This window comes from Ruegeria sp. C10, assembly GCF_056537805.1.
In genome coordinates this window covers 682,286-706,977 of sequence record NZ_JBQFSC010000002.1, presented here as the reverse complement: position 1 = coordinate 706,977, position 24,692 = coordinate 682,286, and the positions used below count along the sequence as shown (strand labels likewise).

23 protein-coding genes are annotated in these 24,692 nt (G+C 56.3%); 14 read left to right on the top strand and 9 right to left on the bottom strand.

All coding sequences use genetic code 11. From position 1 onward, the window contains the following. Nucleotides 1-16 precede the first annotated feature (16 nt). Nucleotides 17-817: a thioesterase family protein gene (locus ACR0DE_RS11910; RefSeq protein ID WP_480753336.1), complete on the top strand. Its 801-nt coding sequence runs from the start codon at nucleotides 17-19 to the stop codon at nucleotides 815-817. A 50-nt stretch (nucleotides 818-867) separates the two neighbouring features. Here ACR0DE_RS11910 and tkt read toward each other — a convergent pair whose 3' ends face one another. Further along, nucleotides 868-2,889, bottom strand: coding sequence for a transketolase (gene tkt / locus ACR0DE_RS11905; RefSeq protein ID WP_480753334.1), 2,022 nt, complete (start codon nucleotides 2,887-2,889; stop codon nucleotides 868-870). Nucleotides 2,890-3,123: 234 nt separating this feature from the next. Between tkt and ACR0DE_RS11900 the strand changes: the two genes are divergently transcribed. Genes ACR0DE_RS11900 through ACR0DE_RS11890 form a run of 3 tightly spaced genes read left to right on the top strand, consistent with a single transcriptional unit; the run spans nucleotide 3,124 to nucleotide 4,699 of the window. Continuing rightward, complete coding sequence (locus tag ACR0DE_RS11900) at nucleotides 3,124-3,957, top strand: hypothetical protein (RefSeq protein ID WP_480753331.1); 834 nt, start codon at nucleotides 3,124-3,126, stop codon at nucleotides 3,955-3,957. After that, complete coding sequence (locus ACR0DE_RS11895) at nucleotides 3,957-4,349, top strand: cell division protein ZapA (RefSeq protein ID WP_170393183.1); 393 nt, start codon at nucleotides 3,957-3,959, stop codon at nucleotides 4,347-4,349. The genes ACR0DE_RS11900 and ACR0DE_RS11895 overlap by 1 nt, the downstream gene beginning before the upstream one ends. Continuing rightward, on the top strand, nucleotides 4,349-4,699 hold the full coding sequence (locus ACR0DE_RS11890; RefSeq protein WP_170405544.1) for an MliC family protein: 351 nt from the start codon (nucleotides 4,349-4,351) through the stop codon (nucleotides 4,697-4,699). Before ACR0DE_RS11895 ends, ACR0DE_RS11890 begins: the two co-directional genes overlap by 1 nt. Before the next feature lies 1 nt (nucleotide 4,700). Here ACR0DE_RS11890 and grxD read toward each other — a convergent pair whose 3' ends face one another. The 6 genes from grxD to ACR0DE_RS11860 form a co-directional block, all read right to left on the bottom strand. Continuing rightward, a complete protein-coding gene (gene grxD, locus ACR0DE_RS11885) occupies nucleotides 4,701-5,063 on the bottom strand; it encodes a Grx4 family monothiol glutaredoxin (protein ID WP_170393181.1) in 363 nt (120 codons plus the stop codon). Then, the gene (locus ACR0DE_RS11880) at nucleotides 5,050-5,340 is read right to left on the bottom strand and encodes a hypothetical protein (RefSeq protein ID WP_170393180.1); all 291 of its coding nucleotides are present in this window, start codon (nucleotides 5,338-5,340) and stop codon (nucleotides 5,050-5,052) included. Before ACR0DE_RS11880 ends, grxD begins: the two co-directional genes overlap by 14 nt. A 43-nt stretch (nucleotides 5,341-5,383) precedes the next feature. Beyond that, nucleotides 5,384-5,620, bottom strand: a complete 237-nt coding sequence (locus ACR0DE_RS11875; RefSeq protein ID WP_170562863.1) for a BolA/IbaG family iron-sulfur metabolism protein — start codon at nucleotides 5,618-5,620, stop codon at nucleotides 5,384-5,386. A 138-nt stretch (nucleotides 5,621-5,758) separates the two neighbouring features. Beyond that, nucleotides 5,759-7,918 (bottom strand): phosphoribosylformylglycinamidine synthase subunit PurL, encoded by a 2,160-nt coding sequence (gene purL, locus ACR0DE_RS11870; RefSeq protein ID WP_480753326.1) that lies wholly within the window; start codon nucleotides 7,916-7,918, stop codon nucleotides 5,759-5,761. 189 nt (nucleotides 7,919-8,107) lie between these two features. Next, complete coding sequence (locus tag ACR0DE_RS11865) at nucleotides 8,108-10,354, bottom strand: mechanosensitive ion channel family protein (RefSeq protein WP_170393177.1); 2,247 nt, start codon at nucleotides 10,352-10,354, stop codon at nucleotides 8,108-8,110. A gap of 269 nt (nucleotides 10,355-10,623) precedes the next feature. Beyond that, nucleotides 10,624-11,532 (bottom strand): LysR family transcriptional regulator, encoded by a 909-nt coding sequence (locus ACR0DE_RS11860; RefSeq protein WP_170393176.1) that lies wholly within the window; start codon nucleotides 11,530-11,532, stop codon nucleotides 10,624-10,626. A gap of 169 nt (nucleotides 11,533-11,701) precedes the next feature. On the opposite strand from ACR0DE_RS11860, the gene ACR0DE_RS11855 reads away from it, so the two are divergent. The 10 genes from ACR0DE_RS11855 (at nucleotide 11,702) to ACR0DE_RS11810 (ending at nucleotide 23,144) form a co-directional block, all read left to right on the top strand. Beyond that, the gene (locus ACR0DE_RS11855; protein ID WP_480753324.1) at nucleotides 11,702-15,121 is read left to right on the top strand and encodes an indolepyruvate ferredoxin oxidoreductase family protein; all 3,420 of its coding nucleotides are present in this window, start codon (nucleotides 11,702-11,704) and stop codon (nucleotides 15,119-15,121) included. A gap of 78 nt (nucleotides 15,122-15,199) precedes the next feature. Continuing rightward, on the top strand, nucleotides 15,200-16,078 hold the full coding sequence (locus ACR0DE_RS11850) for a lysophospholipid acyltransferase family protein (RefSeq protein WP_480704733.1): 879 nt from the start codon (nucleotides 15,200-15,202) through the stop codon (nucleotides 16,076-16,078). Nucleotides 16,079-16,086: 8 nt separating this feature from the next. Continuing rightward, on the top strand, nucleotides 16,087-16,896 hold the full coding sequence (gene murI, locus ACR0DE_RS11845) for a glutamate racemase (RefSeq protein ID WP_480753321.1): 810 nt from the start codon (nucleotides 16,087-16,089) through the stop codon (nucleotides 16,894-16,896). A 94-nt stretch (nucleotides 16,897-16,990) separates the two neighbouring features. Further along, on the top strand, nucleotides 16,991-18,019 hold the full coding sequence (argC, locus tag ACR0DE_RS11840) for an N-acetyl-gamma-glutamyl-phosphate reductase (RefSeq protein WP_480753318.1): 1,029 nt from the start codon (nucleotides 16,991-16,993) through the stop codon (nucleotides 18,017-18,019). Between the two features lie 7 nt (nucleotides 18,020-18,026). Beyond that, complete coding sequence (gene ccmE / locus ACR0DE_RS11835) at nucleotides 18,027-18,473, top strand: cytochrome c maturation protein CcmE (protein WP_170405562.1); 447 nt, start codon at nucleotides 18,027-18,029, stop codon at nucleotides 18,471-18,473. A 149-nt stretch (nucleotides 18,474-18,622) separates the two neighbouring features. Continuing rightward, complete coding sequence (locus ACR0DE_RS11830; RefSeq protein WP_480753316.1) at nucleotides 18,623-19,234, top strand: holin-associated N-acetylmuramidase; 612 nt, start codon at nucleotides 18,623-18,625, stop codon at nucleotides 19,232-19,234. Continuing rightward, a complete protein-coding gene (locus ACR0DE_RS11825; RefSeq protein WP_170595715.1) occupies nucleotides 19,225-19,803 on the top strand; it encodes a holin family protein in 579 nt (192 codons plus the stop codon). The genes ACR0DE_RS11830 and ACR0DE_RS11825 overlap by 10 nt, the downstream gene beginning before the upstream one ends. Before the next feature lie 74 nt (nucleotides 19,804-19,877). Next, nucleotides 19,878-21,842, top strand: coding sequence for a heme lyase CcmF/NrfE family subunit (locus ACR0DE_RS11820; protein WP_480753792.1), 1,965 nt, complete (start codon nucleotides 19,878-19,880; stop codon nucleotides 21,840-21,842). Then, nucleotides 21,839-22,294, top strand: coding sequence for a cytochrome c-type biogenesis protein (locus tag ACR0DE_RS11815; protein WP_170421446.1), 456 nt, complete (start codon nucleotides 21,839-21,841; stop codon nucleotides 22,292-22,294). Before ACR0DE_RS11820 ends, ACR0DE_RS11815 begins: the two co-directional genes overlap by 4 nt. 73 nt (nucleotides 22,295-22,367) lie before the next feature. Further along, nucleotides 22,368-23,144: an enoyl-CoA hydratase-related protein gene (locus tag ACR0DE_RS11810; protein ID WP_480753313.1), complete on the top strand. Its 777-nt coding sequence runs from the start codon at nucleotides 22,368-22,370 to the stop codon at nucleotides 23,142-23,144. Between the two features lie 8 nt (nucleotides 23,145-23,152). Here ACR0DE_RS11810 and bmt read toward each other — a convergent pair whose 3' ends face one another. Continuing rightward, nucleotides 23,153-24,166 carry a betaine--homocysteine S-methyltransferase gene (bmt, locus tag ACR0DE_RS11805; protein WP_170595713.1) on the bottom strand — a complete coding sequence of 338 codons (1,014 nt, stop codon included), beginning with the start codon at nucleotides 24,164-24,166 and terminating at the stop codon, nucleotides 23,153-23,155. Nucleotides 24,167-24,287: 121 nt separating this feature from the next. After that, nucleotides 24,288-24,608, bottom strand: coding sequence for a DUF1476 domain-containing protein (locus ACR0DE_RS11800; protein WP_170393165.1), 321 nt, complete (start codon nucleotides 24,606-24,608; stop codon nucleotides 24,288-24,290). Between the last annotated feature and the right edge of the window lie 84 nt (nucleotides 24,609-24,692).

Sequence of the window (24,692 nt, the reverse complement as noted above, 5' to 3'; positions counted from 1 at the left end):
ATCCGGTGTGAGATCGATGACTAAACTCAGCCTTTCCCAAGTCCTTGCCAGTTCAGATCGGTTGAACGGGATGCTGCAGTTTCCGGTGCCGCCAAACTGGATGCAAGGCCGCACAACATATGGCGGCTTTTCGTCTGCCTTGCTGCTGGCTGCTGCGAGAAATGCGGTCGATGTTCTGCCTCCATTACGCTCGGCCCTGATCAATTTTACCGCGCCCATCGGATCACCTCCGCTGATCGAAACCGAGGTGCTTCGCAATGGGCGGAATGTCACAACGATCAATACACGAGCAAGGATTGAGGGGAATACAGCCGCACTTGGGACATTTACGTTTGGCAAGGCACAGGACAGCCATGTGGCGTTCGAACATCCGGCTAAGGCAGAGATACAGCCAGAGATCACAGAACACTATTTCCCGCCAGATTTGCCAAAACTTCCCATCGCATTTCTTGAGAACTTCGACGTTCGGTTGATCGACGGGGCGCGGCCATTTGCTAGTGCAGAGCGTGGCTATGTGAAGGTTTGGGCGCGCCATAATGATGCCGATATGCGCGATAGGATCGAAGGGTTGATCGCAATTGCGGACCTGTTGCCACCGGCCATATTCCCGACATTGAAGAAGCCGGGAAACAACTCGTCAATGAACTGGATTTTCAACGTGCTGTCCGAAGAAATTCATACTCGCGATGGATGGTGGTTGATGGAACATCAATTGACAGCTGGACATGACGGCTACAGCTCTCAGGTCATGCGGATGTGGAACACCGATGGTGATCTAATTGTCGATGGTATGCAGTCAGTAATAATTTTCGTCTAACAAAAAAGGCCCCGGTTTTAACCGAGGCCTTCTGACTAATTTGGGTAGGTTCAACCCAGCAGTTCTTTGACCTTGGCGACTGTTGCCTCGGTCGTGATGCCAAAATGCTTGTAGAGCTCTCCGGCGGGTGCCGACGCACCAAAGCTGGACATGCCGATGAACCCGGCTTTGGCCTCGCGACCACGCTCGCCCAGAAGCCAACGGTCCCAGCCTCCGGCGCGAACCGCAGCCTCGATACCGACGCGGACGGCTCCCGCAGGTAGTACGCGCTTGCGGTAGGCTTCGTCTTGCTCGGCAAACAGCTCCATACAGGGCATGGAAACGACCCGAGTGCCGACGCCTTCGGCCTCAAGTATTGCTTTAGCTTCCATCGCCAGCGAAACCTCGGAACCTGTGGCAATCAGAATCGCCTGACGCTTGTTTTCTGCGTCAGCCAATACATAAGCGCCTTGCGCGGTCAGGTTTTTGGCTTTGTGCTGGGTCCGAACAGTTGGCACGCCTTGACGGGTCAGCGACAGGACTGAGGGGCTATCCTTGAAGGTCAGTGCCAGTTCCCATGCTTCGGCGGTCTCAACCGTATCCGCGGGGCGGAACACATAAGTGTTCGGCGTCGCGCGTGAGATCGCCAGATGTTCCACCGGCTGGTGCGTCGGACCGTCTTCGCCCAGACCAATCGAGTCGTGGGTCATCACGAAGACCGTCGGGATCTTCATAAGTGCAGCCAAACGCATCGAGGGCCGCGCATAGTCGGTGAAGGCCATGAACGTACCGCCATACGGGCGAATACCACCATGCAGCGCCATACCGTTCATAGCAGCGGCCATACCGTGTTCACGAATGCCGTAATGGATATACCGACCCTTGCGGTTTTCCGGAAGGAACACGCCCATATCAGCCGATTTGGTGTTGTTCGATCCAGTCAGGTCAGCCGAGCCGCCAATGGTTTCGGGCATGATCGGGTTAACGACATTCAACACCTTCTCTGAAGAGGCGCGTGTGGCCAGCTTTGGCTGGTCTTCCGACATCTGTTTCTTGAACGACCGGATGGCGCCGGCCAGCTTCTTTGGCGCCTCAAACGCATAGGCGCGGTTGAATTCGGCTTGTTTACGTTCGGAGACTTGCGCAAAACGCTCCTCCCACGCTGCGCGCTCGGCTTTGCCACGTGCACCAATGGCCTCCCAAGCGGCTTTGACCTCAGCAGGGATGACGAACGCATCATGCGGCCAGTCATATGCTTCTTTGGCGGCGTTCAACTGATCCTGATCGGTCAGAGCGCCATGGCCTTTTGAAGTGTCCTGCGCCGCGTGACCCAGTGCAATGTGGCTTTCACAAGCAATCATCGTCGGCTTGTTCGACTTCTTCGCCTGCATGATGGCCGCATCGATGGCCTTGGGGTCGTGGCCGTCAATCTCAAGCACATGCCAGCCCGAGGCCGCAAAACGGCGCACCTGATCGGTGCGGTCGGCGATGTCGACTGTGCCGTCGATGGTGATGTTGTTGTTATCCCAGAAGACGATCAGCTTGCTCAGCTCGTGGCGACCGGCCAAAGTGATCGCCTCTTGGCTGACGCCTTCCATCAGGCAGCCGTCGCCCGCAATCACGTAGGTATAGTGATCAACGATCTTCTTGCCATAATGCGAACGCTGAATTTCCTCGGCCATCGCAAAGCCAACGGCATTCGAAATGCCCTGACCCAAAGGTCCGGTAGTGGTTTCGACACCATCGATCAGGAAGTTTTCGGGGTGCCCGGCAGTTTTGGCGCCCAATTGACGGAAGTTCTTGATCTCTTCCAGCGTAACATCGCCATGACCGGTGAGATACAGCAGCGAATAGACCAGCATCGAACCGTGACCCGCCGATAGGATGAACCGATCGCGGTCCGGCCAGTTCGGGGCAGTGGCGTCGAATTTGAGGTGCTTTTCGAACAATACGGTCGCAACATCGGCCATGCCCATCGGCATACCGGAATGGCCGGAATTGGCGGCGGCGACAGCGTCGAGGGTTAGGGTGCGGATGGCCGCAGCCTTGTCCCAGTGTTCGGGGTTGGCATTGCGCAGCGCAGTCAGGTCCACGGGCGTAGTTCCTTTGGTTTACGGGCAGATGGGCGCTGAATACCATCCGATTGTCAAAGTGCAAGCAGAACCGCGTGGCACACCGAATTGGCGCTTCAAGAGCGGTGTGCAAGTGGTTGAAACCAAACAGTGGGTATTTTCTGTCGCATTCCGTTAGACTAGGGCTGAGCGCCGCCGCTTTTGATTCGGGTAGGCGAATATCAGAACGAACCTTGATAAAGAGGTGACACAGGCATGAGTCAGATCGAAGAACTACAACGCCGTATTATCACCGCGATGGAGCGGATCGGTAATGGTGTCGAGGCCTTGCACGATGCTGGATCCGCAGCCGGTGATGACACGTCGCTGCGAACGGCGCTTGAAGAAGAGCGGGTGGCCAATGCCCAGCTTGAGGAACGGCTGAAAACGATCAAAGAGAGACACGCGCAAGAGATTGACGCGCTGCGTGCGCAACCGGCACCGAGTTCGGAAGTGGATGCGCTGCGTGCGCAATTGGCCGAGGCGACTTCTCAGCTCGCCACGGTTGAGGCTGCGCGGGCCGAGTTGGCGGATGCCAAGGCTGCGCTTGAAAACACGGACGAAGTCGAGGGCTTGAAGGCAGAGATTGAGACTCTGCGATCACATCAGGGCGCTGCAGAAGAGGCCAATACGTTGCGCGCGCAGGTCGAGCAACTGACCCCAATCGCGGATCGCGCGGAAGAGATGGAGGTCGAACTGGCGCGTCTGCGGGCTGAACTGGTCGATAGCGAGCGGTTAACCGAACTCAATGCCGAGCTTGAGATGCTGCGCGCGGAACGGGCTAGCCATGGGGCCGCGATGTCCCGGTTGGATGATGATTTGCAACGGCTTCGCAATGCAAACGATCAGCTCCGAAGCGCTGTCGATGAATTACGCGCCGCCGCAGAGGACGGTGTCACGGATGCTGACATGCTGAACCGGGCCACGACAGCCGAATTAGAAGCCATACGTGCCGCGCGCGCGTCGGACGCAGCCGAAGCGCATGCGGTCCTGGCTCGGCTTGAGCCATTGCTAAGTCATGCCAATCTGGCCGAGGGAGAGGTGGAATAATGCCCGAAGTAACCATTCATATCGGTGGCCGCGGCTTTGATGTCTCGTGCCAGGACGGTGAAGAACCGTTTCTGCAAGCGGCAGCCAGACTGCTGGATGATGAGGCTCAGGTTTTGTCGGACCAGATCGGACGTATGCCGGAATCGCGGATGCTGCTGATGGCGGGACTCATGTTGGCAGACAAGGCAGCCGCGCATGAAGATCGCATGAAACTGGCCGAGGCCAAGCTGGTTGAATTGGAGACCGAATTGAAGCGGCTCCGCAGCCAACCGCAGCCGGAACCTGAACGGATCGAGGTCGCGGTAGTGCCGCCATCTGTCACGGATACGCTGGCTGAAATGGCGGCGCGCGCCGAAGCCCTGGCGGCAGTCATTGAAGAAAGGACGGCCTAATGCCGATCGCCCGAATGGCCTTTTGCGCGGCCGTCGTCTCGCTGACTGGCACGATGGCAAAGGCCGATATCGACATTCTGTCCGTGACGTTTACCTGTGAAAACAACACGCAAGTGCCGGTGTCCTACTTTAACGCCTCAAATGGCGATGGGGCGGCTGCGATGATGATCGATGATCAGTTGATCCCCATGAAACAGGTTCCAAGCGGCTCGGGCATCCGGTATGAATCCGTCGGAGGGGCAGGGACATATACCCTGCGCTCCAAGGGGTGGGATGCCACGATCAGCCATCAGGCCGAAGGCGACACAGCCCCGGAACTCGTATTGTTCAAGGACTGTAGCAGCCGATAGCTTACGCGTTTGCTTCGCGGATTTTGTCCGCAGCGTCTTTGTTGTAGCCCACACTGTTTTCATCGAACAGTGTGTCTAGCTCGCCCGACAGCGTCATTTCAGTGATAATGTCGCAACCGCCGACAAACTCGCCTTTGACATAAAGCTGAGGCACGGTTGGCCAGTCGGAGTAGTCCTTGATGCCCTGGCGCACAGCTTCGTCAGCCAGAACGTTCACGTCGGTGTATTCGACACCCATGTAATTCAGAACACCGGCCACCCGGGATGAGAACCCGCACTGCGGCATCTCTTTGGTGCCTTTCATGTAAAGCACCACATCGTTGGCTTTGACGGTTTCGTCGATCTGGGTCTTAACGTCGCTCATCTTGCTTTTCCTTTTCATCCGCTTGCGCGGCGGTCGTTCGGTTATCGGGCAGTTCAGGTGCCCATCCTTCTTCTTCAAGCCGCCGGTGTTCTGCTTGTGCAAGCGTCACCGGATCAAGCCCGTATCGTTCAATTCCCCCAACCTTGCTAAGCGTATCGGGGTCAGGGCGCATATCCGACAGTTTTCGTTTTCTGTTGCGTTTGACATAGGCTTCGATGAGGGCGGCGACAACTATCAATGCACCAAGAAGAGATATCCAGAAGGGCCAGCCACTCATGTTTTCAAAGCCACTTAGGCGCTTTTTTGAAAGTAGTGCTGTGTCATTCAGGTACCTTCGTCGTCAACGCCAGCGCGTGCAATTCCCCATCAGATCCATCCATCTTGCCTTTCAGCGCAGCGTAAACCGCACGCTGTTGCTGAACGCGGTTTTTGCCGCGAAAGCTCTCGTCCACGACCATGGCGGACATGTGCACGCCATCGCTGCCACCAACCTGAATTTCCGCATCGGGAAAGCTTTCGCGCAGCAGGGTTTCGATCTCGTGGGCGCTCATCGGCATGTAGGTTCACTCCTGTAGGTCTTTCCCAAGATGTAGAGTGATGGGAGCGGGCGTGCAAGATGTCGAGCATCTTTCAGATACGCGAATCCCGCGCCTATGGAAGACGCGGGAATTCTGGAATTCGGAAGAGACGATTTATCAGGCGACCGCGGCGGCAAAGCTCTGGCGGAAGCTCTCGGTCAGTTCTGCCAAAGGAGCTTCGGAATTGCCGATCTTCACGCTGTCACCGGTAAACCGGCCAACCGAGACCAGCGGGACACCAGCCTGACCGGCAGCGATCATTAGCGCCTCGGCTTGATCGAAGTTGCACGCCACAAGATAACGGGCCTGGTCTTCGCCGAATAGGAACTCGGACGATGCATCATCCAGGCAAACGCCTACGCCTGCAGCTTCAGCAAGTTCAAACGCTGCCAGTGCAAGGCCGCCATCGCTAAGATCAGTACATGCTTTGATCATCTCGCGATTGGCACGGATGAATTCCCCGTTGCGCGCCTCTGCAGCCAGATCAACATGCGGCGCGTCTCCGTCCTCGCGGTTGAATACCTCGGCCAGCAGGGCGGACTGACCCATATGGCCGTTGGTTTCGCCGATGACCAGCGCAACATGGCCATCCCGAACCTCGTTTCCGATGATCTCGTCGCTATGAGCAAGAAGACCAACCGCGCCGATGGTGGGGGTTGGCAGGATCGCCTGACCGTCTGTCTCGTTATAAAGAGAGACGTTGCCCGACACGATGGGCATATCCAGCGCACCAACGGCGGCACCGATACCTTGGATCGCGCCGACGAACTGACCCATGATCTCGGGCTTTTCGGGGTTCCCGAAGTTCAGGTTGTCTGTGGTGGCAAGTGGTTTGGCCCCCACGGCGGTCAGGTTGCGATAGGCCTCGGCCACCGCTTGTTTGCCGCCTTCCACCGGGTTTGCACGGACATAGCGCGGGGTTACGTCGCTGGTGAAGGCCAGCACCTTGTCGGTGCCATGTACGCGGACCATGCCAGCGCCCAGACCCGGCGTGCGAGTTGAATCCGCCATGACCATGGTGTCATATTGCTCATAGACCCATTGTTTGCCTGCGTAATTGGGTGAAGAGAGCAGGGCGCGCAGACCGTCGATCGGATCGATCTGTGGTACGTCTTCCAGTGGCGCGGACTCAGGGGTCGGTTCCCACGGGCGGTCGTATTCAGGCGCGGTCGAGGACAGTTTAGACAGGACCAGATCGGCTTTGATCTCACCATTGTGCATGATCAGGAAACGGTCTTCGGCAATGGTTTCGCCTACGATGGCAAAATCGAGGTCCCATTTTTCGAACACGGCGCGGGCCTCGGCCTCAAGCTCAGGTTTGAGGACCATCAGCATCCGTTCCTGAGATTCCGACAGCATCATTTCATAGGCTGTCATGTTCTCTTCGCGCTGCGGGACATTCTCGAGGTCCAAACGCACGCCCAGACCACCTTTGTCGCCCATCTCTACAGCCGAGCAGGTCAAGCCCGCTGCGCCCATGTCCTGGATCGAGATCACGGCACCGGTCTGCATCAGTTCCAGCGTTGCTTCCATCAGGCGCTTTTCGGTGAAGGGGTCGCCGACCTGAACGGTGGGGCGTTTTTCTTCGATGGTGTCATCGAATTCGGCCGATGCCATGGTTGCTCCGCCCACACCGTCACGACCGGTTTTTGCGCCCAGATAGACGACGGGCATCCCAACGCCCGAAGCGGCCGAGTAGAAAATCTTGTCACTCTCAGCCAGACCAGCGGCAAACGCGTTCACAAGGCAGTTGCCGTTATAGGCCGGGTGGAACCGAACTTCGCCACCCACGCAAGGCACACCGAAGCAGTTGCCGTAGCCGCCAATCCCCTCGACCACTCCGTTCACCAATTGGCGCGTCTTATGGTGGCCCGGCTCGCCAAAGGACAGTGCGTTCATCGAGGCGATGGGCCGTGCGCCCATGGTGAAAACATCCCGCAGGATGCCGCCCACGCCGGTCGCCGCGCCCTGATAAGGTTCGATATACGAAGGGTGGTTGTGGCTTTCCATCTTGAACACCACTGCCTGACCGTCGCCGATATCGACGACACCCGCATTCTCGCCTGGGCCGCAGATGACCTGAGGGCCAGAGGTCGGAAGGGTGCGCAACCATTTCTTGGACGACTTATAAGAACAATGCTCGTTCCACATCGCTGAAAAGATGCCAAGCTCGGTAAAGGTCGGCTCACGCCCGATGATCTCAAGGATCATGTCGTATTCCTCGGGCTTGAGCCCATGTGCGGCAATCAGATCGGGTGTGATGGCGGGCTCTTGCATCTTCTGTCCTGTGTCCAAGTGGGCCGAGATTGCGGGCCTTTTAGGGCAATGGGCCGCTTGAGGAAAGGGCCAAACCCGCACAGGGGACATCGGGCAATAAAAAACGGAACCGGCCATAAGACCGGTTCCGATTTCAGAGGCGTGCTGATTTGGTTCAGCCAGCGGCTGAAACGTGTCGAAGCCTAAGTGTCAGGCGGGGTTTTGCCCTTTGTTGACCGCATCTGCGGCGGCTGCGCCGGCGGCAGCTTTTTGTTCTTCAGTTATGTTCTCAGCCTCATCCAACCCCGGGATGGCGACGCGCACCTCGCGGCGGGCGAAATCGATACCATTTGCGTTGAATTCGGCCTTCACACGGTTAAAGATTTCCTTACGCAGTGTGAATTGCTTGCCGGGCTTGGCCATGAACTTGCCTCGGATGATCATACCGACATCGTCGAAGTCGAACACACCCTGAGATTTGAAGGGCTGCAGGAAGCCATCTTTGTGAACCTCGTCCTGCATCATCTCGGCACCGATCTTCTTGAAGATCTTCTTGACCTTGTTGGGGTCGGTGTCGAACGGCACAGTAAATTTCAACTTCATGATCACCCAGTCACGGCTGAAGTTGGTGAGCTTTTGAATCTCGCCATAAGGTATAGTGTGCACCGGACCACGATGGTGGCGAAGCTGCATTGAGCGGATCGAAATTTTCTCGACCGTTCCCATGGTCCCGCCGACATCGACATATTCGCCGACGCGGAAGGCATCATCGATCAGGAAGAAGATGCCGCCAACGATATCGGCCACCAGTTTCTGTGCGCCAAAGCCGATGGCCAGACCCAAAACACCAGCACCAGCCAGCAGCGGCGTGATGTTAATGCCCAAAGCGCTCAGAGCGAGTAGGCCGAAGATCACCGAGATGGTGACTTGTGCGGTAATCCGCAACAAGGGCAGAACGGTCGCCAGACGCGAACCACCCGCGCCGCCACCTTCTCCGCCGGCTTCTTCATCCAGCTCTTCGGCCGCTGTCTGTTCCTTGGCCAGACGACGGTTGATCCATAGCGAGACGATCTCGTTCAGGATGTAGCCGACAGCGATGATCAGCAGGAACTCGATGATTGCGCCGCCAACTTCGGCACCGATACCTGCGGACGCAACATGGCGCAGATCTAGCTGCCAAACACGGGAAATCATGAAGACGACGAAGAGGCCAGCAATCACCCGACCGATGCGAATATAGCTGCGCTTGGCCGATCGATAGGCGCGTTCTGCTAATGGCCCTTCGCCCGACATTGGCGGCTGCAGGTGGCGCACCAAACCACGTATTAATGTATCAAGTGCAGGTGCAATCAACAGCCAGAACATGGTTGTGAAATGCGCTCCACCGGACAGCACGCGGATCAGCGCCGGGTTGCGTTGTGCCACTAGGAATTCGACCAGCAGCCAAATCACGACCGAAACGCCGATTGCAAAATACGGGTAATACCGCGCGACTTCTTCGTCGAACTTGGTGTGGTCCGGGTCGGTACCCAGCATCATCTGTGACAAACCTTCGCGCGCAGTCCAGGCGATTATGCCAATATAGACGTGGATTGCAGCGTTCAGCCAGAAACCGATGCGCGTCTGATCGCCGGTTACCCCGTTGAGCGCGTTGAACCTTAGTACGAACAAGGTAAAGCCGATCAGGATCAGCAGACCGATCAGGTTGCGATGCAGGTATTTTGCCCAGTGGTCGTCAATGTTTACCAATCGGAATTGTGGCTTTTGCGGCGCAAGAACAAAGCGCGAGACTGCTGCCCCCAGACGCGGCACCCAGATTAGGTAGAATACAAATGGGGCTGCATAGATGATCTGCTCGGGGCTCAGCAATCCTCGGCCAATCGCCCGAATGACGACGTAGAATACGATAAGCCCTGCAATTTCGCGGCAAAATCGGCGGAACAGGTAGTTCACAGCGCCTCTGAGATCAGCGTCACCCGAGGGTTCGGTTGCCTCATGCCAGCGGCGGGTCAGGAAAATGAATAGCTTCTCAGCAATGAAGCCGACTATCAGGACCGAGAGCACCAGCCCCATTAGCGTCAGAACACCAGCGCCCCCCAATTTGTCAGAGAAATTGCTAAATGCAGTGATTTGCGCACTGATGATATTGGGAACTGTGGTCAGAACATGTGTCCAGGATGCGACCATTTCTGCCCAGATCTCATTGAGCTCGGTCAGCGGGTCTTCCTGACCTTCCTTTTCCGCCGCTTGCTTTTCGGCAACAGCGTCAAGGCGTTCCAGAAGGATTGCCCGTACCTGGTCGTCAGACATGCGCGCAACCAGATCATCAACCTGTTCTGGCGTAAGATCTTCGGGAATTTCAACTGTAGCGGTTGTGCTTGTGTCTTGTGCATGAAGTGGCACGGCCAGGAACAAGACTGAAATCATCGCCAACAATAGGCGGAATGAGTGGAACATGAATTAGCCCTCGAACACGAAATTTAGGTGTTTTTTCGGGATCATAGGCCTACGCGTTGGATTTTCCCAGTGCTTTCCACTGAATTGCATCAGCCTCGCGCAAAAAAAAGGCCGAGCACTAAGCTCGGCCGTAGTCCAACAGGGAGGTATGAAGATGATGAGCGTTTCAGCATCACCGCCTTCATGTGCTCATTTAGGGATCAGTTTATTAACGATCAAGGTCTATTAGCAGACCCCGGCGTCATGCCCGCTATGCTCTGAGTGCATGGCTATAGCTTGCCCAATTGCCTTAGCTGTTTGCGATGGGCGATTATCTCATCCTGCACAAAGTCCCGAAATGCCGCTATCCGTTTGGAATGACGCAATTCTTCGGGGTAGGCGAGGTAAACCGGTACATCAGCACTTTCGATGTCTGACATGACGGGGACCAGATCCGGGAAGTCCTCAGTCACATAATCAGGAAGTACTCCGATACCCAGATCATGCAGCACGCCCTGAAGAACGCCGAAATAGTTGTTCACGGTCAGCAACGAGCCGGGATTGTATGTCATAAGGTGACGAACCATCGACGCGCTTGCCCCAACCTGAGGGGCTGCGGGCGTTTGGCAGATCAATCGGTGCTTGGAAATGTCTTCCAGCGTTTCAGGCGCCCCACCATGAGCATCCAAATAGCTGCGCGTTGCATAGAGCAGCATCTGCACTGTCATCAGACGTTTGCGCACGAGATCGGCCTGGCTGGGCTCTTTCATGCGGATGGCCACATCGGCTTCACGCATTGGCAGATCCAATACCCGCTCTTCAAGCATGAGGTCGATATTGAGGTCAGGATACTGTTCATAGAGCTTCGGTAGGCGCGGTGCGAGCCACAGCGTGCCGAACCCGAAGGTGGTGGTCACCCTCAGTACGCCAAAGACCTCATCTTCACTATCCCGGATACGCGCTGCAGCGGCATCCAGACGTTTCAGCATGGCCGTCGTGGCATCGAACAGCAATTCGCCTTGTTCTGTCAGAATCAGACCGCGTGCATGGCGGTGGAACAAGGTTGCATCGAGTGATTCTTCAAGCGCGCGGATCTGACGGCTCACTGCGGATTGAGATAAATTGAGCTTGTCTCCCGCGTGTGTGAGGCTGCCAGCGTCTGCAACCGCGTGAAATATTCTGAGCTTATCCCAATCCATCGCCGCAACTTTCGTTATCCTCGCGCAGCCCTATATGAAACAGGTAACAAATTCCACAATGAAACCCGGAAATCGTTACGGAATAGAGTAAAATCACTATACAGGTCAGTATTTATGACCTAATATGCACGAGAATAAAGCACACTAATCCGACGAGGGGAGACGTCAGATGAGTCAGCCGAAAATTTCACTCAACGACCGGTTCGACCTGTCCAAAAGCCCGGTTCTTTTGAACGGAACGCAGGCACTGGTGCGTTTGATGCTGATGCAAAAAGTACGAGACACTGCGGCGGAATTGAACACAGCGGGTCTGGTCACAGGCTATCGGGGGTCTCCGCTTGGGGCTGTAGACCTTCAGATGTCTCGTGCAGAAAAGCAACTTGCCGAAAAGGATGTCACCTTTCAATTCGGATTGAACGAAGATCTGGCCGCAACCGCATTATGGGGCAGCCAACAGGCGGGGCTGCGTGGCGACGGAAAATTCGATGGTGTTTTTGGGCTCTGGTATGGCAAGGGGCCGGGCGTAGATCGATCCGGTGATGTGATGCGCCATGCCAATATGGCGGGCACGGCGCAACATGGCGGTGTATTGATGGCCATGGGCGATGATCACACGGGTGAAAGCTCCACCGTTTTACATCAGTCGGAATGGTCACTGGTGGACATGTATATGCCCGTGGTCAGCCCGGCAGGTGTGCAAGAAATTCTGGACTATGGCATTTACGGATTCGCGCTCAGCCGGTTCGCCGGGGTCTGGGTCGGGCTGAAAACGATGAAAGACACGATCGAAGTGACTTCCGTCGTAGATGGCCGCCCTGACCGAATGCAGCTGGTCACCCCTCAATTAGATATGCCAGAGGGTGGGCTGAATATTCGGCTGGGTGATACGCCGCATCTGCAGGAAGCGCGCGTAATCGACCACAAGCGCTTTGCGGCAGAGGTCTTTTCGTACGCCAACAAGTTGGACAAGCGGGTCTGGGGAAAACCGGGCGCCAAGATTGGGTTTGTGGCGGCGGGTAAGAACTGGCTTGATCTGACTCATGCCATGTCGCTGCTGAACATCAACGCGGATGAGGCCGAACGGCTAGGCATTACCACCTATAAGATCGGTCAGACTTTCCCTTTGGATATGAAGGGCTTCCACGATTGGGCTGAGGGGCTGGATCTGATCGTGATCGTCGAGGAAAAGCGCAAGCTGATCGAAGTTCAGGTTAAAGAAGCGATCTTTGACGACCGTCGTGGGCGCCGTGTTTATGGCTGGTACAAAGGCGGCGCGGGGACGCTGCACCGCGAAGAACTGTTCCCGACCCGAGGGGCGCTTGACCCGATCATGATTGCCGAGAAGCTGGGTGAGATCCTAATCGAAGAGGGGCGCGATACAGATGGCGTTCGTGCCGGACTGGAGGCGCTGTCCGAAGCGCGCCGGGCTGACAATGCGCAGGAAATCGCGGCGCGTTTACCATACTTTTGTTCAGGATGTCCGCATAACAGTTCAACCAAGCTGCCTGATGGCAGCCGAGCCTATGCCGGGATTGGCTGTCACTACATGGTGCAGTGGATGGATCGCGAAACCACCGGTTTCACCCAGATGGGCGGCGAAGGGGCGAACTGGATTGGCGAGGCTCCGTTTTCGACCACACAACATGTTTTCCAAAACCTCGGCGATGGCACCTATAACCATTCCGGCGTGCAGGCGATCCGGGCGGCACTGGCTGCGGGCACAAATATCACCTTTAAGATCCTCTATAACGACGCCGTTGCGATGACTGGAGGTCAGGAGAACGAAGGTGGGCTAAGTGCCGAACGCATCGTCGCCGAGGTCCGCGCGATGGGTGTCAGCAACGTCGCTGTCGTTTACGACGAAAAAGAAGATGTGAATTTTGGTGCGTTGCCTTCGGGTGTTGAGACGTTCGAGCGTTCAAAACTGATGCAGGTTCAGGAAAAATTCCGCGAAATCGAGGGTGTATCGGTCATTGTTTATGTCCAGACCTGCGCAGCTGAAAAGCGCAGGAGACGCAAGCGCGGCACGTTCCCCGACCCCGATAAGCGAGTGTTCATAAATACCGATATCTGTGAGGGTTGCGGAGATTGCGGCGTTCAGTCGAACTGCGTTTCCATCGTACCGAAAGAGACCGAACTTGGCCGCAAGCGTGCGATTGATCAGTCAAGCTGCAACAAGGATTTTTCCTGCTTGAACGGGTTCTGCCCGTCTTTTGTAACCGTTGAAGGGGCGAAAATCCGCAAAGAGGCGACAACCGACCTCGACTTGCCCGACCTACCGGACCCCGTTTTGCCACAGATCAACGGCACCCATAATGTCGTGATCACCGGCGTTGGTGGCACAGGCGTTGTCACCATCGGGGCGGTTCTGGCGCAAGCCGCACAAATCGACGGCAAGGGTGCCGGTATGATGGAAATGGCCGGCCTCGCACAGAAGGGTGGCGCCGTACATATCCATTGCCGTCTGGCCAACCGGCCCGATGATATCAGCGCGATCCGTGTTGCCACTGGCGAAGCGCATGCGCTGATCGGTGGTGATCTGGTGGTATCGGCCGGGGCCAAGACGCTTGGCCTCACGCAAACCGGCCAGACCGGCGCTGTTGTGAACAGTCATGAGATTATCACCGGTGACTTCACGCGCGATACAGAATTCACAATCCCCAGCGATCAATTGCAGCTTGCGCTGCAGGCGCGGTTGAAAGACGGGGTGGCCCTTTTCGATGCCACCGATCTGGCGCGAGCCGTGATGGGCGACTCGATCTATTCCAATATGATGGTCTTTGGCGCAGCCTGGCAGCGTGGTCTGCTACCGATCAGTCACCAAGCGATAATGGGTGCTATTGAGTTGAATGGTGCGGCGGTCGAGCGCAACAAACGCGCCTTTGAAGTTGGTCGCTGGGCGGTGACCCACCCCGACGACGTGGCCAATATTTTGCGCCCCAACGTAGCAGAGTTACCAAAGACCCTCGATCAAGTGATCGATTTCCGCGCTGCGCACCTAATCGACTATCAGAACAAGCGGTTGGCGAAACGTTATCGCAAGCTGGTCGACAGCGTTGCAGATCAACACGTTCGTGAGGCTATTGCCAAAGGCTACCATAAGCTTTTGTCATATAAGGATGAATATGAAGTCGCCCGATTGCTGCTCGACAGTCGCCAGAAGGCGGAGGCCGAGTTTGATGGTGACTTTAAGATGACCTTCCATCTTGCGCCGCCAACCCTGGGAACGAAGGGCGACAATGGACGCCCGGCCAAGAAAGCGTTCGGAGAGTGGTTTCTTGGTCCGTTGAAGGTTCTAGCCAAGCTGAAAGGTTTGCGCGGCACTCCGCTGGATATCTTTGGCTACACGACAGAGCGCAAAATGGAGCGTGCTCTGATCCGCCAGTATGAAAAGGACATGAAAGAGGTTTTGCCCAGCCTGAAACCCGAAACCAGTGATGCGATCGCGGCCCTTGCGGCTCTGCCATTGGAAATTCGCGGTTTCGGTCCGGTTTTGGTCGCGAATGAAGCCAAGGCTGCGAAACGTCGCGAGGAATTGTTGGCTGTTATTCGCGATGGCGGGCCTCAGATGAAAGCTGCGGCAGAGTGAGGCTTTACAAGCTTGTCATCAAACCTATGCAAAATGGCTACCCGGCCTTATCTAAGCGGCAGCAAACCGGAGTAGCCAATGCCCTCGCGCCATCACGTCGCTCGTGACATCTCTTACGCCCATTCCGCAGAAACGCGGAGCGGGCGGATGGTGATCAAGTTGATGGAAAACACCACCGGTCGTCTGCGTCTTATCCGCCGAGCTGACGGGTATGAGCAGGAGGTCGCACAGGGGCGTGATTTTTGGTCCGTAATGGTGGATCGATATGGGCTGACATTAGACGTGGTTGGCGGTGCGTTGTCGAACATCCCAAAAGATGGGCCATTGATCCTGATTGCGAACCATCCTTATGGCATTCTAGACGGGCTAATGATGGGACACATCCTGTCTCAGACTCGGACAGACTTTCGCATTCTCGCCAATCATGTTTTTCGCAAAGCTGAAGACCTGAACAGCATCGTGCTGCCAATTTCGTTTGATGCCACAAAAGATGCGATGAAGCTGAATCTTGCGACCCGCAAAACCGCTCTGAACTACCTAAGCGATGGTGGTGCAATCGGGATCTTCCCGGGTGGCACAGTCAGCACTGCGGCCAAGCCATTCTCTCATCCGATGGATCCGGGCTGGCGCGGATTTACAGCGCGGATGGTTGCCAAATCCAATGCGACCGTTGTGCCGGTTTTCTTCGATGGTCACACCTCGCGTTTTTTCCAGATTGCCAGCCATCTGCACAACACTCTGCGGATGGGGTTGCTGATCAAAGAGTTCAAGAAACGTGTCGATACCCCCGTCCGCGTGGTTGTAGGAGACCCCATTGGGCGCGACATTCTGGACCCGCTGGGCAAGGATACGCGCAAGATGATGGATTTCCTGCGCAAAGCCACGTATGAGCTGTCTCCAGAGCCATTGAAGTCTTATGACTATGGCTATGAATTCGAGGAACGGCATCGCGCCTGAAGGGGCAAATGGCAGTAGGTATCTTTGATTCCGGATTGGGTGGTTTGACCGTCCTGAACGCCGCGCAGAAACGTCTGCCCGACGTTGATTTTCTTTATTTCGCGGACAGCGCGCATGCGCCTTATGGTGTGCGCGATGCCGAGGATATCTTTAACCTGACACGAAACGCTGTGCAGGACCTTTGGGATCGCGGCTGCAATCTGGTGATTCTGGCCTGCAATACCGCAAGCGCCGCCGCCCTGCGTCGGATGCAAGAAGCGGGCGTGCCAGAAGGAAAGCGTGTACTGGGCGTATTTGTGCCTTTGATTGAGGCGCTGACTGAACGGCAATGGGGCGACAACTCTCCACCGCGTGAGGTTCAGGTGCAGCATGTTGCGCTGTTTGCGACGCCCGCGACAGTGTCGAGCCGTGCGTTTCAGCGGGAGCTGGCGTTTCGGGCGATCGGGGTTGATGTCGAGGCGCAAGCCTGCGGCGGGGTGGTGGACGCCATCGAAGAGGGCGACATGATCTTGGCCGAGGCCTTGGTACGCAGCCATGTGGATGCTCTGAAGCGCAAGATGCCGGAACCGCAAGCAGCCATTCTGGGCTGTACGCATTACCCGCTGATGGCAGAGACGTTTCAGCAGGCGCTCGGACCGGATGTGAAAGTCTATAGCCAGGGTGATCTGGTTGCGGAAAGCCTTGCAGACTACTTGCAACGGCATCCGAAAATGCTGGGTGAGGGCACTGATGGCTTCCTGACAACGGGTAAGCCGGGCGTTGTGACGGATCGCGCGACTCAGTTCCTCCGACGACAAATCACCTTTGAAGCCGCCTGACCTAGGTCAAGGACGGCGCTTTTCCGATTCCGTAATTCGTTGACCGTCACAGCGGCGGTCACCCCATGTGACACATGAATGAAAGAGGTCTGACATGACCCATAAAATCGCAATTCTTGGCGCTTCTGGCTACACCGGCGCGGAACTCGTGCGGCTGATCGCCGGGCATCCGAGTATGGAAATCAAAGCTCTGGCCGCCGAGCGGAAGGCTGGACAGACAATGGCGCAGGTATTTCCGCATCTGCGCCATATGGATTTGCCGGTGCTTTGCAAGATTTCCGAGATCGACTTTAGCCAAATCGACCTGTGTTTCTGCGCTCTGCCGCACAAGACCAGTCAGGAAGTCATTCGCGAACTGCCCAACACTTTGAAAATTGTTGACCTGTCAGCAGATTTTCGGCTTCGCGATGGCGACGAATACGAGAAGTGGTATGGTAATTCACATGCCGCGCTTGGGCATCAGGAAGAGGCGGTTTATGGTCTGACCGAGTTCTACCGTGACGAAATCCGCGGCGCTCGGCTGGTTGCCGGGACCGGATGCAATGCCGCGACGGGTCAGTATGTGCTGCGTCCGCTGATTTCGGCGGGTGTGATTGATCTGGATGACATCATTCTGGACCTGAAATGTGCGGTCTCGGGCGCAGGTCGGGCGCTGAAAGAGAATCTATTGCACGCAGAACTCAGTGAAGGGGCGAACGCATATGCCGTTGGCGGGACGCACCGGCATTTGGGCGAGTTTGATCAGGAATTCACGGAACTGGCTGGACGGACGGTGCATGTGCAGTTCACACCGCACCTGATCCCAGCCAACCGGGGTATTCTGGCCACAACCTATGTAAAGGGCGACCCGCAGAGCGTGTATGAGACACTTCAATCGGCCTATGAAGCCGAGCCCTTCATTGAGATGCTGCCATTTGGCGAGACGCCCTCAACCCACCATGTGCGGGGGTCGAACTTCTGCCATATCGGTGTCGTTGGAGATCGGATCGAACGCCGTGCAATCGTGGTGGCAGCATTGGATAACCTGACAAAAGGTAGCAGCGGGCAAGCCTTGCAGAACGCCAACCTGATGTTAGGTGAGGATGAAACCCTGGGTCTGATGATGGCCCCCTTGTTCCCGTGAGGACGGTATGAAAACGCTTAAGAAACGTCGTCGTGTACAAGTCATTCTAGTGGCTGTTGCGGCCCTGATACTGGCGACGGGTCTGATCGGATATGCGATGCGTGATGGCATCAACTTTTTCCGCTCACCCAGTCAGGTGATTGCAGAACCGCCGAAACCGACCGAGGTGTTCCGTATCGGTGGATTGGTCGAAGAAGGTTCGATCATTCGCGGGCAGGGTGAGACTGTGCATTTCGTCGTGACCGACGGCGGTGAAAGCGTAAAGGTCGCTTTTACCGGTGTTCTGCCTGATCTGTTCTCGGAAAATCAGGGTATGGTGGGCACCGGAAGTTATGTGAACGGAGTCTTTGAAGCCACTGAAATCCTTGCGAAACACGATGAAACCTACATGCCCAAAGAGGTTGTGGACGCATTAAAAGAGCAAGGCGTTTATCAGGAATCAGGCGATAGCTGAATGCAGCATCGCTGAATGCCATCGGCGCTAAAATTTCTAAACAGAAGAAGCGGGGCGTTGCGTACGAGAGGTAGGCAGCGCCCTTTGTTTTGCAGTGGTGTTAACGAAATTGTCCGACCGTTTACCAAAGTTTGGCAGAGGGGGCGGCAATGCGGACAGTGCGGCAGATTGCAAAAGGGATCGTGGCGCGGGAAGGTGGTTTTGTGGATGACCCCGATGATCCCGGCGGTGCCACGAAATACGGGGTGACGATCCATACCATGCGCCGATTGGGTCTCGATCTGGACCGAGATGGTTCGGTGACGCAACAAGACGTGCGCATGCTTAGCAAGGCGCAGGCCGTCGATATTTTTCTGGAACACTATTTTGAGAAACCTCGCCTTCAGGTGCTGCCGGAAGCCGTACAGGCATCCGTGTTCGACATGTACGTCAATGCAGGAGCTCAAGCGGTGAAAATCCTGCAGAACCTGCTGCGGCAGATGGAGTATGACATTACGGTTGACGGGGTCATCGGCCCTCAGACTGCGCAGGCTAGCCGGGAGGCGGCTAGTCCAAAGCCTCTGGTGTTTCGTGATGCCTATGGGGTCGCAAGACGAAACTATTACTTCCGTTTAGCAGACCGGCGGATCACTCTTCGCAAATATGCCAGAACTCGCGGGGGCGGCAAAGGCGGATGGATCAAGCGTGCCGAAGAGTTTTTATCGCCCAAGTATCATCTGAGCGAGGACGCGTTTCAGAAAAGGGTTTCAGGATGGGTTTGATCTCGGGTTTGTTGGCGCTCTTGTTTGGCGGAGGTCGCAATGTGGTTCGCGAAACTGCGGAAGTGTTTCGCGAAAATGTAGAAAGCGGTGCCGAGCGTTCTGTCGAACTGCGCGGTGCGGCCATGGCGCAATTCGGCACTGAATTCCAAGCTCCAAGCAAAACCAGGTTTGATCGATTCATGGATGGGCTGAATCGCCTTCCGCGACCGGCGCTGGCTTTGGGAACATTGGGTTTGTTTCTGGCCGCCATGATCGATCCGCTGTGGTTCGCAGCACGTATGCAGGGAATTGCGCTGGTGCCAGAGCCACTGTGGTGGCTGTTAGGGGTGATCGTGTCGTTTTACTTTGGCGCGCGGCATCAGATCAAAGCGCAGGATTTTCAAAGAGAAATCAGCGCGACAATGCTGAGGGCGCCTGAGGTGATCGCCAATCTTGAAACGATCCGCGGGTTGCGCGATGACAGTCCGGGTGTCGCCGATACTGGCTCGGACGCATCGTTGGCCGAAGCAGTCAACCAGCCGGATTCGAACCCTGCATTGGAGGACTGGAAGCGGCTACGAAAGACCTGAGGCGCGACATTATGTGCGGTGATCCGAGGCGAATGTGAATGGCACTTGCACCGGTGCCGCAGTATAAGCAGGCCATGATTACAGAACTCGGCCATTTCGCACTTATCTTAGCCTTCCTCGTTGCCATCGTCCAAACTGTGGTGCCGTTGATCGGGGCTGCCAACCGTTGGAACGGGTGGATGGTTTTCGCTGAACCGGCCGCCATCACGCAGTTCATCTTGGCCGCCTTTTCCTTTGGTGCGCTGGTCTGGGCGTTTACCACGTCTGACTTCTCGTTGCGGATCGTGGTCGAGAATAGCCATTCGGCAAAACCGATGCTCTACAAGATCACCGGGACCTGGGGAAACCATGAAGGTTCGATGCTGTTATGGGTCCTGATTGTAGCGATATTCGGCGCGATGGCCGCCATATTCGGCGCTGGCTTGCCTCCGACCTTAAAGGCGCGGGTGCTGGCCGTTCAGGCCGCGATCGGAGTGGCTTTCTATGCCTTTATCCTCTTCACATCGAACCCGTTTGACCGACTGCCTGTTCCTCCGTTCGATGGACGGGACCTGAACCCGCTGCTGCAGGACCCCGGTTTGGCCTTCCATCCGCCATTCCTGTATCTGGGCTATGTCGGCCTCAGCATGGCGTTCAGTTTTGCCGTTGCTGCATTGATCGAGGGCCGGGTGGACGCGGCTTGGGGGCGTTGGGTTCGGCCTTGGACATTGGCGGCTTGGGTCTTCCTGACGATCGGTATCGCGCTTGGATCCTGGTGGGCCTACTACGAATTGGGCTGGGGCGGGTTCTGGTTCTGGGATCCTGTTGAGAACGCCAGCTTTATGCCTTGGCTACTGGCGGCCGCTCTATTGCATTCCTCCATCGTGGTGGAAAAACGCGAGGCGTTGAAAAGCTGGACGATCTTGCTTGCGATTATCGCGTTTGGGTTTTCTCTGATCGGGACCTTTATCGTGAGATCGGGGCTGCTGACTTCGGTCCATGCTTTTGCCAATGATCCTGAGCGTGGCGTATTTATCCTGTTCATCCTGATCATCTTTACCGGCGGTGCGTTGACCCTGTTTGCTGCACGCGCGCAGGCGATGGAGGCGAAGGGTGTCTTCGGAATGGTCAGCCGCGAAAGTGCTTTGGTTCTGAACAACATCTTGTTGGCAGTTAGCTGTTTTGTCGTATTCTTTGGCACAATGTGGCCAATGGTGGCCGAGATGGCGTTCGATAGAAAACTCTCGGTGGGCGCGCCGTTCTTCAATGCTGCATTTACACCATTCATGGTCGCCCTCGGAATCGTTCTTCCCGTCGGCGCAATGCTGCCTTGGAAGCGGGGCAAGCTAAGCCGGGCGGCATGGTCTTTGCGCTATGTATTTGTGCTGGCGGTCACGATCGCGATACTGGTCTGGGTGATGCAGACCGGACGCAGCGCATTGGGACCCGTGGGCTTGTTCCTGGGGGCGTGGATCACCTTCGGCGCCATCGTCGATCTTTGGAGCCGCACTGGCCGCAAAGGCAGTTTTGGACGCCTGTTTCGACTGCCCGGCGCAGACTGGGGTAAGGCGGTGGCCCATAGTGGTTTGGGTGTCACCATGTTTGCCATCGCAGGCCTAACCGCTTGGGAGGTCGAGGATATTCGTGTCGCTCAACCGGGTCAGCCTTTTGAAGTGGGGCAGTTTACGTTGGCGTTGCAAGATGTGCGTCAGGTACAGGGGCCGAACTATTTTTCAACCATGGCGGATGTGCTTGTTGAGAAGGACGGGCGCTATATCGCGACTCTTAACCCGGAAAAGCGCGACTACCCTGTGGCACGGATGCCGACAACTGAGGCTGCAATCGACTACCGCTTTCTGCGCGATCTATATGTTGTGATCGGGGATCAACAAGCTGATGGCGGCTGGGTGATGCGAACCTATATCAAACCTCTGGCCAACTGGATTTGGGGCGGATGTATCCTCATGGCTCTGGGCGGTGTGCTCAGCCTGTCGGATCGCCGTTTCCGTGTTGCAGCCGGTGCACGGAAAACGCCTGCAAGCGGGGTTCCTGCCGAATGAAGCGCCTGCTTGTTGTCCTGCTGCTGATTGCATCCCCGATCATGGCTATTCAGCCGGATGAAGTGCTTGACGACCCGGCGCTCGAGACACGAGCACGGGATATCAGTACCGGTCTGCGCTGCTTGGTGTGCCGGAACGAAAGCATTGACGAAAGCAATGCCGAACTTGCGCGTGATCTGCGTATCTTGGTGCGAGAACGTCTGGTTGCGGGGGATACTGATCAAGAGGTTGTGGACTTCATCGTTGATCGCTATGGCGAATATGTGCTGCTGAAACCCACCGCGACCGGCGCCAATCTGTTGTTATGGCTGTCGGCTCCTGTCATGCTGCTGATAGCGGCCGGCATGGGGTGGAACTTTTTGCGCAAGCGTTCGCAGCATCAGGAAGTAGCGCATTCAGAAGGCCTTAGTGAGGAAGAACAAGAGCGTCTGCGCCGAATTCTGGAAGACTGACGCGCGGTTCTTCTTTTCCTTTTTCCGCATTTGCGTCAGTGTTTTGCAGAACGCTGCTCAGCTGAGGTTTTGCATGGAATACGAAGCGGTCCTTCTGGACATTACTGGTAATTTGGCGGTTTTGACATTGAACCGGCCGGATAAGATGAATGCGTTGACGACGCAGATGCGGGCCGAGATCACCTACGCAATGAAAGATGCCGCGCAACACGCTCGCGCGATCGTCCTGACCGGTGCTGGACCTGCCTTTTGTTCGGGGCAAGATCTTGGCGACGCGTCGAGCACAGGAAAGATCGACCTCGAACGCGCGCTTCGGGACGAATATGAACCGATGCTTGAGGCTGTCTATGATTGCCCCGTGCCAACTATAGCGGCAGTTAACGGACCAGCAGCGGGGGCGGGGGCTAACCTGGCACTTTGTGCCGATGTGGTGATAGCAACCGAGAGTGCCTATTTCCTGCAAGCTTTCGCTCGGATCGGTCTGCTGCCCGATGCAGGCGGCACCTGGTTCATGCCGCGTCAGATGGGGTTTGCCAAAGCGATGGGTGCAGCGTTGTTTGCAGACAAGATCAGCGCGCGCCAGGCGGATGAATGGGGATTGATCTGGGAAGCGGTTGCAGATGATGAGTTCGACGCTCATTGGCGCAAGAGAGCTGCGTATTTGGCGAATGGCCCAACCTCTGGGTTTCGCGCGATCAAACAAGCGATCCGGGGAACTTACGATAGAACATTACCTCAGCAACTTGCAGCCGAAGCCCACCTGCAGGGCGAATGCGGACGTACCCGAGACTTTGCCGAAGGCGTCGTAGCCTTTCTTGAAAAGCGCCCTGCGAAATTCGAAGGGCGCTGATCATTCAATCAGGCCCGGCGGCGGCGACGAGTGCGCCGTTCGGGAACGGCCTCGTCCCCAGTGCCATCTGAGGCTGAGGTAAACGGACCAAGTGCCGATACGATCTGATCCAGGGTCGGGCGTTCGCCGCGCGGGCCGTTGTCTAACGCCTCGCGCATTTTGCGCAAATGCGCAGGCATGGTGCCACAGCAACCGCCAATGATCGTTGCACCTGCATCGCGCGCCATGGCGGCGTACTGGCCCATCAGTTCAGGTGTTCCATCATAATGGATATGACCGTCCACATATTTCGGGATCCCTGCGTTGCCCTTGGAAATCAGTGGACGTTCGTTTCCTTGGGCAGCGAACCCAAGCACCGTCCGCAGTATGTCCGAGGCACCAGTGCCGCAATTCGCCCCGAACGCAACCGGAGGATTGGGCAGAGTTTCCACGATCATTGCCAGATCAGAAGATGTAACACCCATCATTGTGCGGCCAGCCGTGTCAAAACTCATGGTGCCGCACCACGGCATATCTGCCAGAGCGAACGCTTCTGCCGCAGCCCGGAATTCTTCCGGCGCGCTTATGGTCTCAAGCCACAGAACATCTGCGCCTCCAGCCTTTAGCGCCGCAGCCTGTTCATGAAACATCTCGACGGCTTCGGCGTGTGAAAGGCTGCCGACAGGTTCCATAATCTCGCCGGTCGGGCCAACAGAGCCGGCCACGATGATCGGGCGACCTGCCTTATCAGCGACTTCGCGACCCAGTTCAGCGCCAATACGATTCAGCTCGGCCACGCGGTTCTGGGCGTCGTGTAACTTCAAACGCGCGGCTGTTCCACCAAATGTGTTTGTCAAAAACAGATCACTGCCGGCATCGACCGAGCCCTGATACAGAGCACGAATCTTGTCAGGCGCATCGACGTTCCACAATTCCGGCGCATCGCCTGATTGCAGGCCCATGTTGAACAGGTTCGTCCCGGTTGCGCCATCCGCCAGAATGACGTCAACGGTTTCCAGAAGGTTGCTGAGCGCGTTTGTCATTGGAGTATTCCAAAATTGGGGCCACAGCCCGTCAAAATATGAGACGCCCCGTGTCTCATGACCGGGGCGTCAAATCAAATTCATAAAACTCATGAAGATCATGAGTTTTCCAGCTCAGGCATCAGGACTCGGCTTCCGCCATCACCTGCTCTTTGGCTTCGACCAGAAGTTCGACCATCTTCTCGCGGATTTTAGCCTCATCCGCGAGATCACCGAGGTACCCTTTGACCGCCTCGACAACATCGTCTTCGCTGACATTCTGCAGGTCGGTGTGGACCAGTTCCTGCCCGTATTTACGCGCCTGTTCCACAGTCTCGCCTTTCAGCGCCGAGGCCCATACAGCCATAAATCGATTGCGGCGCATCCGGGCGATGAACTGCATCTTTTCGTCATGAGCGAATTTGTTTTCAAACGCGGCTTCACGTTCGTCGAATGTGGTCATTGGTTGGGGACCTCTTGGGTTAGATGTTCTTTTCTGATGATATGACTATACGACGCCCTGTGCGCAAGGTATTTGCGCTGCGTC

What these genes read in the sequence shown, in the direction of transcription:
- ACR0DE_RS11910 (WP_480753336.1), top strand. Translation starts at nt 17, where the DNA reads ATGACTAAACTCAGCCTTTCCCAAGTCCTTGCCAGTTCAGATCGGTTG.
- ACR0DE_RS11900 (WP_480753331.1), top strand. Translation starts at nt 3,124, where the DNA reads ATGAGTCAGATCGAAGAACTACAACGCCGTATTATCACCGCGATGGAG.
- ACR0DE_RS11895 (WP_170393183.1), top strand. Translation starts at nt 3,957, where the DNA reads ATGCCCGAAGTAACCATTCATATCGGTGGCCGCGGCTTTGATGTCTCG.
- ACR0DE_RS11890 (WP_170405544.1), top strand. Translation starts at nt 4,349, where the DNA reads ATGCCGATCGCCCGAATGGCCTTTTGCGCGGCCGTCGTCTCGCTGACT.
- grxD (WP_170393181.1), bottom strand. Translation starts at nt 5,063, where the DNA reads ATGAGCGACGTTAAGACCCAGATCGACGAAACCGTCAAAGCCAACGAT.
- ACR0DE_RS11880 (WP_170393180.1), bottom strand. Translation starts at nt 5,340, where the DNA reads ATGAGTGGCTGGCCCTTCTGGATATCTCTTCTTGGTGCATTGATAGTT.
- ACR0DE_RS11875 (WP_170562863.1), bottom strand. Translation starts at nt 5,620, where the DNA reads ATGCCGATGAGCGCCCACGAGATCGAAACCCTGCTGCGCGAAAGCTTT.
- purL (WP_480753326.1), bottom strand. Translation starts at nt 7,918, where the DNA reads ATGCAAGAGCCCGCCATCACACCCGATCTGATTGCCGCACATGGGCTC.
- ACR0DE_RS11865 (WP_170393177.1), bottom strand. Translation starts at nt 10,354, where the DNA reads ATGTTCCACTCATTCCGCCTATTGTTGGCGATGATTTCAGTCTTGTTC.
- ACR0DE_RS11860 (WP_170393176.1), bottom strand. Translation starts at nt 11,532, where the DNA reads ATGGATTGGGATAAGCTCAGAATATTTCACGCGGTTGCAGACGCTGGC.
- ACR0DE_RS11855 (WP_480753324.1), top strand. Translation starts at nt 11,702, where the DNA reads ATGAGTCAGCCGAAAATTTCACTCAACGACCGGTTCGACCTGTCCAAA.
- ACR0DE_RS11850 (WP_480704733.1), top strand. Translation starts at nt 15,200, where the DNA reads ATGCCCTCGCGCCATCACGTCGCTCGTGACATCTCTTACGCCCATTCC.
- murI (WP_480753321.1), top strand. Translation starts at nt 16,087, where the DNA reads ATGGCAGTAGGTATCTTTGATTCCGGATTGGGTGGTTTGACCGTCCTG.
- argC (WP_480753318.1), top strand. Translation starts at nt 16,991, where the DNA reads ATGACCCATAAAATCGCAATTCTTGGCGCTTCTGGCTACACCGGCGCG.
- ccmE (WP_170405562.1), top strand. Translation starts at nt 18,027, where the DNA reads ATGAAAACGCTTAAGAAACGTCGTCGTGTACAAGTCATTCTAGTGGCT.
- ACR0DE_RS11830 (WP_480753316.1), top strand. Translation starts at nt 18,623, where the DNA reads ATGCGGACAGTGCGGCAGATTGCAAAAGGGATCGTGGCGCGGGAAGGT.
- ACR0DE_RS11825 (WP_170595715.1), top strand. Translation starts at nt 19,225, where the DNA reads ATGGGTTTGATCTCGGGTTTGTTGGCGCTCTTGTTTGGCGGAGGTCGC.
- ACR0DE_RS11820 (WP_480753792.1), top strand. Translation starts at nt 19,878, where the DNA reads ATGATTACAGAACTCGGCCATTTCGCACTTATCTTAGCCTTCCTCGTT.
- ACR0DE_RS11815 (WP_170421446.1), top strand. Translation starts at nt 21,839, where the DNA reads ATGAAGCGCCTGCTTGTTGTCCTGCTGCTGATTGCATCCCCGATCATG.
- ACR0DE_RS11810 (WP_480753313.1), top strand. Translation starts at nt 22,368, where the DNA reads ATGGAATACGAAGCGGTCCTTCTGGACATTACTGGTAATTTGGCGGTT.
- bmt (WP_170595713.1), bottom strand. Translation starts at nt 24,166, where the DNA reads ATGACAAACGCGCTCAGCAACCTTCTGGAAACCGTTGACGTCATTCTG.
- ACR0DE_RS11800 (WP_170393165.1), bottom strand. Translation starts at nt 24,608, where the DNA reads ATGACCACATTCGACGAACGTGAAGCCGCGTTTGAAAACAAATTCGCT.